This window comes from Micromonospora trifolii (assembly GCF_022229005.1).
GTDB classification, from domain to species: Bacteria; Actinomycetota; Actinomycetes; order Mycobacteriales; family Micromonosporaceae; genus Micromonospora; species Micromonospora trifolii.
This window is the reverse complement of sequence record NZ_JAKKFD010000041.1, coordinates 103,366-115,693: the sequence shown is the minus strand read 5'-3', so window position 1 is coordinate 115,693 and position 12,328 is coordinate 103,366. Positions and strand designations below refer to the sequence as shown.

At 70.9% G+C, this 12,328-nt stretch carries 10 protein-coding genes; 6 read left to right on the top strand and 4 right to left on the bottom strand.

Features of this window, described 5'->3' with window-relative positions:
* Nucleotides 1-34: 34 nt before the first annotated feature.
* From NIE79_RS24305 to NIE79_RS24295, 3 genes are all read left to right on the top strand, one after another.
* Complete coding sequence (locus NIE79_RS24305; RefSeq protein ID WP_238680765.1) at nt 35-1,273, top strand: MFS transporter; 1,239 nt, start codon at nt 35-37, stop codon at nt 1,271-1,273.
* Between the two features lie 227 nt (nt 1,274-1,500).
* Entirely contained in the window at nt 1,501-2,247 is a 747-nt protein-coding gene (locus NIE79_RS24300; RefSeq protein WP_238680764.1) for a hypothetical protein, read from the top strand.
* Nucleotides 2,248-2,260: 13 nt separating this feature from the next.
* Complete coding sequence (locus NIE79_RS24295) at nt 2,261-2,545, top strand: hypothetical protein (RefSeq protein WP_238680763.1); 285 nt, start codon at nt 2,261-2,263, stop codon at nt 2,543-2,545.
* 57 nt (nt 2,546-2,602) lie between these two features.
* Here the strand turns inward: NIE79_RS24295 and murQ are convergent, their stop codons facing one another.
* Nucleotides 2,603-3,496 carry an N-acetylmuramic acid 6-phosphate etherase gene (gene murQ, locus NIE79_RS24290; RefSeq protein WP_238680762.1) on the bottom strand — a complete coding sequence of 298 codons (894 nt, stop codon included), beginning with the start codon at nt 3,494-3,496 and terminating at the stop codon, nt 2,603-2,605.
* 252 nt (nt 3,497-3,748) lie between these two features.
* Here murQ and NIE79_RS24285 point away from each other — a divergent pair, with 252 nt between their 5' ends.
* The 3 genes from NIE79_RS24285 to NIE79_RS24275 are packed head-to-tail and all read left to right on the top strand — an operon-like array spanning nt 3,749 to nt 9,420.
* Nucleotides 3,749-5,314 carry a sodium:solute symporter gene (locus NIE79_RS24285; RefSeq protein ID WP_238680761.1) on the top strand — a complete coding sequence of 522 codons (1,566 nt, stop codon included), beginning with the start codon at nt 3,749-3,751 and terminating at the stop codon, nt 5,312-5,314.
* An 11-nt stretch (nt 5,315-5,325) separates the two neighbouring features.
* Nucleotides 5,326-6,522, top strand: a complete 1,197-nt coding sequence (locus NIE79_RS24280; RefSeq protein ID WP_238680760.1) for an anhydro-N-acetylmuramic acid kinase — start codon at nt 5,326-5,328, stop codon at nt 6,520-6,522.
* 24 nt (nt 6,523-6,546) lie between these two features.
* Nucleotides 6,547-9,420: an FAD-binding and (Fe-S)-binding domain-containing protein gene (locus NIE79_RS24275; RefSeq protein ID WP_238680759.1), complete on the top strand. Its 2,874-nt coding sequence runs from the start codon at nt 6,547-6,549 to the stop codon at nt 9,418-9,420.
* Between the two features lie 69 nt (nt 9,421-9,489).
* Here NIE79_RS24275 and NIE79_RS24270 read toward each other — a convergent pair whose 3' ends face one another.
* From NIE79_RS24270 to NIE79_RS24260, 3 genes are read right to left on the bottom strand one after another with little or no spacing between them, the layout of a single operon-like run.
* Nucleotides 9,490-10,413, bottom strand: a complete 924-nt coding sequence (locus tag NIE79_RS24270) for a peptidase inhibitor family I36 protein (RefSeq protein ID WP_238680758.1) — start codon at nt 10,411-10,413, stop codon at nt 9,490-9,492.
* Nucleotides 10,414-10,419: 6 nt separating this feature from the next.
* Nucleotides 10,420-11,304, bottom strand: a complete 885-nt coding sequence (locus NIE79_RS24265) for a peptidase inhibitor family I36 protein (RefSeq protein WP_238680757.1) — start codon at nt 11,302-11,304, stop codon at nt 10,420-10,422.
* Between the two features lie 34 nt (nt 11,305-11,338).
* Nucleotides 11,339-12,160 carry a peptidoglycan-binding domain-containing protein gene (locus NIE79_RS24260; RefSeq protein ID WP_238680756.1) on the bottom strand — a complete coding sequence of 274 codons (822 nt, stop codon included), beginning with the start codon at nt 12,158-12,160 and terminating at the stop codon, nt 11,339-11,341.
* Nucleotides 12,161-12,328 lie beyond the last annotated feature (168 nt).

Sequence of the window (12,328 nt, the reverse complement as noted above, 5' to 3'; positions counted from 1 at the left end):
TCGTCTCCCGCGCGCCCCTATAGTGAGTTCCATTATGAGACTTACTGTGTTCTGGCGGTGGTGGGCCGCCGGCACGACCAGCCAACTCGGCTCGGCGGTCGGCGCGCTGGCCCTACCGCTGACCGCGCTGACAGTGCTCCACGCGTCGGCCTTCGAGATGGGCCTGGTCACGGCGGCGGGCTATCTGGCGTACCTTCTGATCAGCCTGCCGGCGGGCGTGATCGTGCAGCGCCTGCCGCTGCGCGGCATGCAGGTCGCCCTGGACCTGGTCCGGGCCCTCGCCGTCGCGTCGGTCCCGCTGGCCTGGTGGTTCGACATGCTGACGGTGGCTCAACTGATCGCTGTCGCCCTGGTGGTGAGCTTCGCCAACGTGCTGTTCGACGTGGCGAACCAGACCTTCCTGCCGGAGATCGTGCCGGCCGCGCAGTTGCAGGCCCGCAACAGCCTCACCTCCGGCACGCACGCCGCCACCGCGCTGGGCGGGCCATCCCTGGGAGGTCTCGCGGTGCAGGTGCTGGGTGCGGTGCCGACGCTGTTCGTGGATGCCGTCAGCTACCTGCTCTCCGCCACTCTGCTGCGCACCCTGCCGGCCCGGCGGGTGCAGCGACCGGCCGAGCGGCCGCCGATGACCACGATGATCCGCGAGGGCTGGCACTTCGTGCTCCGGCACCCGATCATCGGACCGGCCATGTGGGACGCCACCGCGACGAACTTCGTCAACGGCGCCATGCTCGCCCTGATCCCGTTCTACCTGGTACGTGAGCTGCACGCATCGCCGCTCATGGTCGGACTGCTGGTCGCCACCGACGGCCTCGGCACGCTCATCGGCGCCGCGCTGACGACCCGTTTCACCGACCGGTTCGGCACCGCACGGGGCCTGATCATCGCGGCCTTCGTCGGTGTGGTCGGCGCGCTCATCATCCCGTTGGGCACCGGCACCGCCGCGTTTCTGGCCTTCACCGCCGGGAACCTCATCTTCGCCGGCTCCACTGTGGTGCTCAGCGTGACGACCCGGACGTACCGGATGCTTGCCAGCCCACCGGAGTTGCTGTCCCGGGTGATCGCCACTGTCAAGTTCGTCTCCTGGGGCGCCATTCCGGTCGGCGGCCTCCTCGCCGGCGTCCTGGCCGGGCCACTCGGCGCCCGTACCACTCTGCTGATCTTCGGGGCGCTCACAGTGCTGTCCCCGATCATCTACCTGTCGACGCCGATCCGCCGACTGCGTGACCTGCCGCTGGACCCCACGCCGACACCCAGCGAGGCCCGGGTGTGAACCGACCAGGTGCGCTTCCGCTCTGTCCACATCGCTCACCGGAGATATCGACAGAAGGTGTAGGCCCCGGTTCACCGGGGCAAGAACCCGCACATGGAGGGAACGGCAGGGCGCGAGGGGCAACAGCTCGGCCGGCGGCACCGAACCGGTGAGCCGGCCCGGGTAGGCCTGGCGACCCCACTGCCGGCGGCCTCCGTCTGATGCGGCTGAGGCACAGCCTCCCCCCGGTGGCGCTCGGCGCGGTGGCGCTCGGCGCGGCTCTGGGCGCCAACCCCGCCCACGCCGACACCCCGTCGCCGCCGCTTCTCCCGCTGGTGGAGGTCGCCACCTCGCCGGAGGCCATCAAGGTTTCGGTGGCCGATGTGGTCGAGGTGCAGTTGACAGTCCCTCTGCCGCTGCCGACGGCGGTCGTGTCCGTGCCCGTGCCCCTACCGTCGCTGGACCCGCTGCCCCTGCCGTCGGCCGTTCCGCTGCCGACGCCGTCGGTCATCCCCTCCACCGCCGCGCCCAGTCCGCCGGCTCGTACCCCCGCGTCCTCGCCGCAGGCCACACCCGCACCAAGCGTCTCGGCATCCGCACAGGCACGGGTGGCCTCGCAGCCATCGCCGGCACCGTCGGCGCGAGTGCCGGCGACGGTGACCCGAAGCGGCGCCCAGGTCAGGTCCGATGGCCGGCCGGCGAAGCAGGCGCGGGCGACGATGACCCCCGTCGCCGGACAGCGGCCCAACCCGCCCGCCCGCCCCACGCCGGGGCCACCCGCGTTCGTGCTGGCGCTCGCGTCCGCACCGACCGGCGTCGGCGCCGGCGGCGCTGATCCACACACGTCAACAGCCGAAGCTTCGCCGCCCACCTCGCCGCTGCGGCCAGGGCTCACCGTCACCGCCGTCGACATGCGCGCGACCAGCCGTCCCGTCGAGCGAGGTCCTCCCCCACCCCGGCAACTCCTGATCACCCACTCGCGTCCACGACGTTGATCAGGAGAGGTTCATGGAAATCGCCGTTATCTGGATCCCCGCCCACATCGAGCCGTCGGAGCCCGCCGTCGCGAGGTGTCTCAGCCACCTTCGCGAACACTCCTACCGATTCGCAGGAATCATGCGGGCCCCCTGGGAGACCGTCGAACAGACGATGATCGACGGTGAGGTGGATGTCGTCGTCATCGCCGACTTCGCCCACCTCCCGCCGGACCGGTCCCCCCGGATCGAGCTGGCCAGCTCCCCCGACGGCGACACGGACGAGGACCGAACGGTTCCGGACACACAGCTCGACTGACACCACGAAGCGCCCCGTCCGCCGCAATGGACGGGGCGCTTCGTCGAGCTGATGGGGTCAGGCCGCGACGGCCGCCCGGACGTCGTCGTCAGCGGCGCGCAGCCGGGCCGCGGCCTCCTCGGCGGTGCAGTTCGCCAACAGCAGCACGATGGCCGTCTTGGCATGCCCGTGCGCCGCCGCGAGCGCCCGCGCGGCCGTGTCGAGGTCGGTGTCGGCGGCCTCGGCGACGATCCGGCGCGCCCGGTCGACGAGCTTCTCGTTTGTGGCGTTCATGTCCACCATCAGGTTGCCGTAGACCTTGCCGAGCCGGGCCATCGTGGCGGTGGAGAGCATGTTGCAGACCAGCTTCTCGGCGGTGCCTGCCTTGAGCCGGGTGGAGCCGGTGAGCACCTCGGGGCCGGTGGGCACCTCGATGGCGACGTCGGCGTGGCGGCTGGTCACCGCGTCGGTGTTGCAGGCCACCGAGACTGTCGCCGCGCCGAGCGCGCGGGCGTGATCCAAGCCACCGACCACGTACGGGGTACGACCGCTGGCGGCGAGCCCGACCACCGTGTCGCGGGCGGTCAGGCCGACGCCGTCGAGGTCGGCGACGGCGCGGGTCGGGTCGTCCTCAGCGCCCTCGACGGCGACACCGAAGGCTCGTGCCCCGCCGGCGAGCAGACCGATGACCCGCTCGGGCGTCGTACCGAAGGTGGGTGGGATCTCGACGGCGTCGAGCATGCCGATCCGGCCGCTGGTGCCCGCGCCGAGGTAGATCAACCGTCCGCCCTGCCGGAGCGATGCCACTATGACGTCGACGGCGGCGGCGATGTCCGGCACGGCCCGGCGGACGGCGTCGGCGACGGTCTGGTCCTCGTCGTTCATCGCGAGAAGCAACTCGGTGGGAGACATCCGGTCGAGGTCGCCGGTCTTGTCGTTGCGGGTCTCGGTGCCGAGGGTGCTGAGGTCCACGGGGTGCTCGTTCCTCTCGCTGGTGTGCAGTCGCCGGCCGGCGGGGAGAGGTCCTCCGGTCGCCCGGCGGCTCGCCGTCGAGTGCGTCCTCGCGACCCGCCGTCGCGGCCAGGCCGAGGGCGCAGCTGCGAGCAGTCCCCGTATCAGCAGGCTGAAACCACAGCGTAACCAGCCCGGACGGGCGGTGGCAAAAAGTTTCGCGCTAGGCTCAGTCAACGTCACTTATTGACAACCGCTGGTTGGGAGCGAGCCGTGCGTCAACTCGACCTCGTCGTGATCGTGCTGTACCTCGTGGTGATCGCCTACGTCGGCCTACGTCTGTCCGGTAAACAGAAGTCCGCCAAGGACTACTTCGTGGGCGAGGGCCGCCTGCCGTGGTGGACCGTCTCGTTCTCCGTGGTCGCCACTGAGACCAGCGTCCTGACCGTGATCAGTGTTCCCGGAGGCGCCTACAGCGGTCAGGGCTTCGGCAACGTCGAGCTGGCCCTGGGCTACGTCATCGGTCGGGTCGTCGTGGCCGCTGTGCTCATCCCGCTCTACAAGCGGGGTGGGTTCGTCAGCGCCTACCAGTACCTCGGTGAGCGGTTCGGCCTGAAACTTCAGGGCCTGGCGTCGGTGACGTTCGTCTTCACCCGCCTACTCGCCGAGGGTGTACGGCTGTTCGCCTCGGCCATCCCCATCAAGCTTCTTCTCGACGAGTTCGGGCTGAATGTCGGCTACCAGGCCATCATCGTCGTCCTGACGCTCATCACAGTGGTCTACACCTACCTCGGTGGCATCAAGGCGGTCATCTGGACCGACGCCATCCAGATGGGGCTGTACCTGGGCGGGGCGATCCTGGCCATCGCGGTGCTCAGCCACGCCGTCGGCTTCGACGGCTACTCGCAGGCGCTGGACGCCGGCAAGTTCCAGCTCTTCGACACCAACTTCGCGCTCTCGCACGTGCTCACCAGCCCGTTCGCCCTGCCGACAGCGATCATCGGTGGCGCGATCTTCGCGATGGCCAGCCACGGGTCGGACCAGCTGATCGTGCAGCGCATCCTGTCCACCCGCACGCTGCGCGAGGGGCAGAAGGCGATGATCTCCTCGGGCATCTTCGTGGTGATCCAGTTCGCGGCGTTCTCCCTGGTCGGCGCGCTGCTGTGGTCGTACAACAAGGGTCAGACCTTCAAGGAACTCGGCCTGGCGAGCAGCGACAACCTCTACCCGAGCTTCATCCTGCACGCCCTGCCGGTGGGCATCTCGGGTCTGCTGGTGGCCGGCATCCTCGGCGCCGCGATGGGCTCGCTGTCCTCCGCGCTGAACTCGATGTCGAACTCCACGGTCGCCGACTTCATCCACAGCTTCTTCCGCAAGGTCCCGTCCGACGACGCGATGCTCCGCCTCGCCCGGGTGATGACCCTGGTCTGGGCGGTGCTGATGGCGATCTTCGCCTGCGCGTTCAGCTCCAGCACCGGAAACGTCTACCTGACCGGTCTGACCATCGCCGGCTACACCTACGGGGCCCTGCTCGGTGCGTTCCTGCTCGGCCGCCTCGTCAAGCGGGCCAACCAGGTCGACGCGGTGATCGCCTTCCTGGTCACCGTGGCGGTGATGACCTACATCGTCCGCTACGTCAAGATCGATGTGACGACGGCCGGGACGACCACCGCCACCGCCATCGCCGCGCAGTGGCTGGTCCCGATCGGCGTCCTGATCACCCTGGTCGTCGGCGCGGTGTCCAGCCGGTTCCACCCGGCCCCGGAGACGCCGTACGACCATGGGCGTCGCGACGAGGTCGACGACGACGCAGCGGCAGCGCCCGCCGGCCGGGCGTAAAGGAGGACGTGATGCGCGTGATCGGCCTGATGTCCGGAACCTCCTACGACGGCATCGAAGCCGCCGCGGCCGAGTTAGAGCTGAGCGGCGACACGGTGCGGATGCGGCCGCTGGGCCGGCTCAGCCACCCGTACTCCGACGAGTTGCGCACGCAGATCGCCGCCGCCCTGCCGCCCGCGGCGACCACCACCGAGGCGATCTGCGTGCTGGACACCGGCATCGGGCAGGCCTTCGCCGAGGCCGGCGTGCGGGCCCTCGCCGAGCTGTGCGACGGCGATGCCGACCTGGTCGTCTCGCACGGGCAGACCATGCACCACTGGGTGGAGGACGGCACGGTTCGGGGCACTCTCCAACTGGGCCAGCCGGCCTGGATAGCGGAGGCCACCGGTCTCCCGGTCGTGGCCGACCTGCGCAGCCGCGACGTGGCCGCCGGCGGCCAGGGCGCTCCCCTGGTCGCCCTCTTCGACGCACTGCTGCTGGGTGGTCTGCCCGGTGTTCCGGCCGCGCTGAACCTGGGTGGCATCGCCAACATCACAGTCGTCGCGCCGGGGGTGGACCCGCTCGCCTTCGACACCGGTCCGGCGAACGCGCTCCTCGACGCCGCCGCCCGCCACTTCAGCGGGGGCGCCGAGGAGTACGACCGGGACGGGCGCGGGGCGGCCGCCGGGCAGGTGAACCCGGAGCTGTTGCGGCGGCTGCTCGACGAGCCGTACTACCGGCTGCCCGGCCCGAAGAGCACCGGGAAAGAGCTGTTCCATCTGCCCTACCTGCTCGCCGCCCTCGCCGACGCGCCCACGCCGGACCCACAGGACGTGTTGGCCACGCTCACCCGGCTGACGGCGGTCACTGTGGCCGGCGCCTGCCGCGACCACGGCGTCACCCGCCTCGTCGTCTCCGGCGGCGGCGCACACAACCCGACGCTGATGCGCATGATCGCCGACGAGCTACCCGGTGTCGAGCTGTCGTCCAGCGACGACCTGGGCATCGCGTCGGACGCCAAGGAGGCGCTGGCCTTCGCGCTGCTGGGCTACCTGACAGTGCACGCGCTGCCGGGCACCCTGCGCTCGGGCACCGGCGCGCGGCACGCCTCGGTGCTCGGCAGCATCACCCCCGGCCGGCAGCCGCTGCGGCTGCCGGCCCCGGCCAGCACCGCTCCCCGCCGACTGCTGATCGCCGGCCGTCCCGCCGTGCCGCCGGTGGCCGGCTGACCACACTCCCGGGAGGATCCGCCGATGAGACCCCTCGTACCCGTGCCGCCGCCGACAGCGGCCGGCGCTCGCGCCCGCGCGGTCGCCGAGCTGCTGCGCTCGCGCCTCGATGATCCGAGCCGGGCCAGCGCCGAGCTGCCCCGGAGGCTGGCGGCGGCGCACGACGCCTCGCCGTACCTGTTCGAGCCGCAGGCAGTGGTTCGCGCCGCCTCGGCCGCCGAGGTGGGGGCGTTGATGGCCGGCGCCCGGGAGGCCGGCGTGCCGCTGACCCTGCGCGGCGGCGGCACCAGCCTCGCCGGGCAGGCCGGCGGCGCGGGCGTGCTGGTCGACGTCCGCACCGACTGGCGGCACGCCGAGGTCCTCGACGACGGCCGGCGCATCCGGCTCCAGCCGGGCCTGACGATCCGGCAGGCCAACGCCCGGCTGGCCCGCTACCGACGCCGGCTCGGCCCGGACCCGGCCAGCGAGGCCGCCTGCACCGTGGGCGGCATGGTGGCAAACAATTCCAGCGGAATGACCTGCGGCACCACCGACAACGCGTACCGCACCATGGAGTCGCTGCGCTTCGTGCTTCCGTCCGGCACCGTCGTCGACTCCGGCGCCCGCGACGCCGACGACCGGCTGCGGGCCGACGAGCCCGAACTGCACGCCGGGCTGCTGCGCCTGCGCGACCGGGTGCGCGCGACGCCGGGGTCGCGCGCCACCATCGAGCGGCTGTTCGCGATGAAGAACACCATGGGGTACGGGCTGAACTCGCTGCTCGACCACAGCACACCGGTCGAGATGCTCGCCCACCTGATGATCGGCAGCGAGGGCACGCTCGGCTTCGTGGCCGAGGCCGTCTTCCGTACCGTCGAGATCCACGACCACGCCGCCACCGGCCTGCTGATCCTGCCCGGTCTCACCGACGCCACCGACGCACTGCCGGCCCTGCTCGCCGCCGGCGCCCGCACCGCCGAACTGCTCGACGCGGCCGCGCTGCGGGTCAGCAAGCGCGACCCGGGTGCTAGCCCGGCCCTGCGCGGGTTGACGGTCACCGGCCACGCCGCGCTGCTTGTGGAGTTCGCCGAGGACAGCGCGGAGGAGTTGGCCGCGACGCTGGCCGACGCCCGGCCCGTGCTCGACCGGCTGCCAGCCGTCACCGGCACCGAGTTGACCCGCGACCCGCGCGAACGGGCCAACCTCTGGCACCTGCGCAAGGGCCTCTACACCGCCGTCGCCGGGGCCCGCCCGCCCGGCACCACGGCCCTGCTGGAGGACGTCGCGGTGCCGATGCCACGCCTGACCGGCACCTGCGACGGGCTGATCCGCCTGTTCGACAGGCACGGCTACCCGGACGCGGTGATCTTCGGACACGCCCGCGACGGCAACCTGCACTTCATGCTGACCCAGTCCTTCGACACACCAGCCGAGATCGACCGCTACGCCCGGTTCACCGACGACATGGTCGACCTGGTGCTGGCCGAGGGGGGAACTCTCAAGGCGGAGCACGGCACCGGCCGGGCCATGGCCCCCTTCGTCCGCCGGCAGTACGGCGACGAGCTGTACGACGTGATGCGCGAACTCAAGCGGTTGTGCGACCCGAGCGGCCTGCTCAACCCCGGTGTGCTGCTCAACGACGACCCGACAGTGCACCTGCGGCAGCTCAAGGCCGTCCCGACTGTCGACCCCGAGCTGGACGCCTGCGTCGAGTGTGGCTACTGCGAGCCGGTCTGCCCCACCGCCGACGTCACCACCACCCCCCGGCAGCGCATCGTCCTGCAACGGCAGATCGCCCTCGCCACCGCCGCCGGCGACGAGGAGCGCCGCCGGGAGCTGACCGCCGACTACGAGTACGCCGCTGTGGACAGCTGCGCCGCCGACAGCCTCTGCGTCACCGCCTGCCCCGTCGGCATCGACACCGGGGCGGCGATGAAACGGCTACGCGCCGAGCGGCACACCCCTCGCGCCCAGCGCACCGCCCGCACTGCGGCGCGACACTGGCAGGCCGCCGTGACCGGCGTCCGGGTCGGACTGACCGCCGCACACGCCGTACCGACGCCGGTGACCCGCGCCGCCACCACGGCGATCCGTGGGCTCGGCGCCACCGAACTCGTGCCGCTGTGGAGTGACGACATGCCGCGCGCCGGTGCGCCCCGGCCCACCCCCCGCAGCGCACCGGACGCCCAGGCGGTGTTCTTCGCGGCCTGCGTCGGCAGCCTCTTCGCACCCGAGGACGGCTCGTCCGGCGGTTCGGCGGCGGCGTTCCTACGTCTGTGCGACCTGGCGGGGGTGCCGCTCGTCGTACCGAACCGCACGGCCGGTCTGTGCTGCGGAACCCCGTGGCAGTCCAAGGGCTACCCCGCCGGTCACCGGGAGATGGCCGAACGGACCCTGGCCGCGCTCTGGGCGGCCAGCGACGAGGGCCGCCTGCCCGTCGTGTGCGACGCGTCGTCCTGCACCCACGGCCTGACGCAGCTGACCGCCGCGCTGGCCGAGGAGGACCGGGCACGGTACGGCGCGCTGCGCTTCGTCGACAGCGTGACCTTCACCGCCGAGCACCTCCTGCCGGCGCTGCCGCAGCCCCGGCGACTGGGCTCGCTGGCCCTGCACCCCACCTGCTCCACGGTGCACCTCGGCGGCATCGACGACCTGCGCGCGGTGGCCGGGGCGGTCGCCGACACCGTCACCGTGCCGGACAGCTGGGGGTGCTGCGCCTTCGCCGGTGACCGGGGGCTGCTGCACCCCGAGGTCACTGCCGGCGCCACAGCGGCGCAGGCCACCGAGATCAATGAGCGCGACCACGACGCGTACGCCTCCTGCAACCGCACCTGCGAGATGGGCATGAGTCGGGCCACCGGCCAGCCGTACCGGCATGTGCTCGAGGTGCTCGTCGAGGCGGTCGAGCCGCCGGCGTAACCGGCGCCGTACCCGTGAGCGCGCCGCCCGCCGCAGATCTGCGGCGGGCGGCGCTGTTGGTGCCCTACCTCAGGAGAGCGCGATGTCGCGGTAGTAGTAGCGCAGAATCGCCTGGTAGTTCTTGCCCTCATTGGCGAGATCACGCGAGCCGTACTGCGACAGCCAGTCCCCGTCCACCCATCCACCGCACGCGGTCGTGGTCGCGCAGTAGTGCGCCCGCAGGATGTTGCCGCTGCGGGTCATCCGGGCCGACCAGGTCCGGTCCACCGCCGCGGACGTCGACGAGACTGCCGACGACGGCCGGTAGACCTGGTCGCCGGTGTCGTCCCGGACGTCGTAGCACTGTCCGCCGGACGTCTTGCGGGTCGAGTGCAGCGCCCAGTACCAGGCGTAGCTCTTGACGGCCATCGCACCCGAGTCCAGCGAGGCGGCCGGCCAGCTCGTCACCCACTCGTTCGGGAGGACGTTCTTGACGTACGTCTTGAAGTCGACCCGATCGACCCGGCCGAGACTGACCCGGTAGACGAGGATGGTGCTCGGCAGTTTGCTGTTGGTGCCGTCGGTGCTACAGCCCGTCGGCCCACTCAGCACCTCGTGCGAGGCGTTGTTGTTCTTCAGCGTGGCGTTGAGGTTACCCTTCGCGCCGGACGCGAAGTCCTGGGTCGCACCGGCGAAGTTGCTGTTGAAGTAGACCCGCACCGTCTTGCCGGTGCGGTTCCACACCGACGCGGCGTTGTTCTTAACGCACAGGCCCTTGCCGCTGCCCGAGCCCTTGAAGTCGTAGCAGGTCGGTTGGGTCGTACCGTAGTCGTCCAGTGAGTCGGTGAAGTCGGAGACCGAGCCCGCCTGGTTGCTGTTGTAGTAGTAGCAGAACTCGCCGCTGTCGCAGGTGCCGTCCCGCGTGGCCGCCGCTGCCGGCGAGGCGACACTCAGGATCGAGGTGGACATGGCGAGGACGGCGCCGACGATGGCGAGGCCCTTGCGGATACTCATGGCGTCCTACTTCTCGTTGTAGCCCTGGGAGTTCCAGAACGCGGTCGGGTCGGCGTTGTCCAGGGTGGAGTCACCGACGCTGACGGCCGCGTGGGTCTGCCGGCCGGCCCGAACCTCGACGTGGGTGTGCGCGCCCGAGCTGGACGACACCCCGTGCCACGACTCGTCGGCGATGATCTCGCCCTTGCTGATGGCGTCACCCACGCTCACCCCGGACCTCGGCGCGGTGTGCAGGTAGATCACCGACTTGTTGAGCGAGGAGTTGTAGACGGAGATCGTGGAAAGGCCGCCGCTGCCGGTGGTGCCCCGCGCGACGTAGATGACCGTTCCGGAGACCAGGGCACGCACGTCCGAGCCGACGCTGCGGGCGATGTCGATGCCCTCGTGCCGGCCGGGCGTCGTGGTGTAACCGTCGAAGCCGCACGTGACAGTGCCGCCGCTGGCCTGGTACAGGGCGTACGACAGGTTCGTGCGCGTCGACGGCGAGAACTGGTGCGAGGCGTTGTTGTTCTTCAGCGTGGCGTTGAGGTTGCCTTTCGCGCCGGCGGCGAAGTCCTGGTAAGAGCCGGCGTAGCCGCTGTTGTAGTAGACGCGCACGGTCTTGGTGCTGCGGTTCCAGACCGAGGCGGCCTCGTTCTTGATGCACAGGCCCTTGCCAGCGCCAGTGCCCTTGAAGTCGTAGCACGAGGGCTGCTCGGTGCCGTAGTCGTCGAGCGAACCGGTGAAGTCCGAGATCGATCCCGCGTTGTCGCTGTTGTAGTAGTAGCAGAATTCGCCGCTGTCGCAGACCCCGTCCCGGGCCGCCGCCGACGCGGGCGATGCGGCGCTGAGGATCGAGGTGGTAGCGGCCAGCGCGACGCCGACGGCGGCGAGGCTCTTACGGATGTTCATGGTGTCCTTTCAGAAACGGTGAGGTGGGTGCGGGTCACTGCCCGCGCTGGTACTGCTCCCAGGTCCTGATCGGGACCCGGGGGCCGTCGTCCGGTCCCTGGTTGGCCAGGCCGTTCATGCCGAGGTGGTAGTCGCCGACCTGGTGCTGCGCCTGGCTGGACAGGTCCGTGTCGTTGATCGCGGTGGCGTGGATGTGCCACGGCCAGTCGCCCTGATTGGGGTTGCGGACCCAGGCCGCGAAGCCGACCTGGCGCAGGGCCCGGGCGACGGCGGTGCGCTTGGCAGCGGTCATGCCGGTGACCGCGATGTCCACCACACCCCCGCCGTCGTGCGTACCGGCCGAGGTGGGGTCACCCCCGGGGTTGTACGAGCCCTGGTCGAGCACCAGGGGGTGGCCGAGCAGACGTTGCGCCTCGGCCAACATCGCCTGTGTACGGGCGTTGACGACGTACCCGTCACGCGGGACCTTCGCGCCCGGGCCGATGGTGTTGCCGACGGTGTAGCGGTTCTGCCCGAGCTTCGTCAGCGACGTCGTACCGGGCAGCCCGTTCGCGGCCAGCCCGGTGTAGCCGAGTGAGCGCTGGTACGCCGCGTACGCCGAGACGGTCTGGGTGCCGAAGTAACCGTCGACCCACTGAGCGTTGAGCAGGTTCTGCGCCTGGAGCGCCTGTTCGACGGCGAGTACTGAGTTCTTCGCACCCGGCGTCAGTGTGTTGTCGGCCCGGCGGGGGTCGATCTGAGCGGCCAGGACGGTGGCCTCCATGTCCACGACTGGCCGCGCGGCCCACGCGTGGGCCGGAACACCGACGGCCACGCAGAGCGCGGCGAGCCCGACGGACAACCAGGGACGGCGCACTGTCGATCCTCCTCGCAGTTGGTGTGTCGATCGGAACGGACATCACCATGCGTGAATCGACCTGCTGTTCGGTACCCCTGCTGTCCTGTCAGATCCGTCAGGCCGTTGCCGACCTCGATGGATGTGGTGTTGTCAGCTTCGGCGGCACCCGGGACTGACATCGAGGGT

Excerpts from the sequence above, each read along its gene's own strand:
- NIE79_RS24295 (WP_238680763.1), top strand. The coding sequence starts at position 2,261 with ATGGAAATCGCCGTTATCTGGATCCCCGCCCACATCGAGCCGTCGGAG.
- NIE79_RS24270 (WP_238680758.1), bottom strand. The coding sequence starts at position 10,413 with ATGAGTATCCGCAAGGGCCTCGCCATCGTCGGCGCCGTCCTCGCCATG.
- NIE79_RS24265 (WP_238680757.1), bottom strand. The coding sequence starts at position 11,304 with ATGAACATCCGTAAGAGCCTCGCCGCCGTCGGCGTCGCGCTGGCCGCT.
- NIE79_RS24280 (WP_238680760.1), top strand. The coding sequence starts at position 5,326 with ATGCGCGTGATCGGCCTGATGTCCGGAACCTCCTACGACGGCATCGAA.
- NIE79_RS24275 (WP_238680759.1), top strand. The coding sequence starts at position 6,547 with ATGAGACCCCTCGTACCCGTGCCGCCGCCGACAGCGGCCGGCGCTCGC.
- NIE79_RS24305 (WP_238680765.1), top strand. The coding sequence starts at position 35 with ATGAGACTTACTGTGTTCTGGCGGTGGTGGGCCGCCGGCACGACCAGC.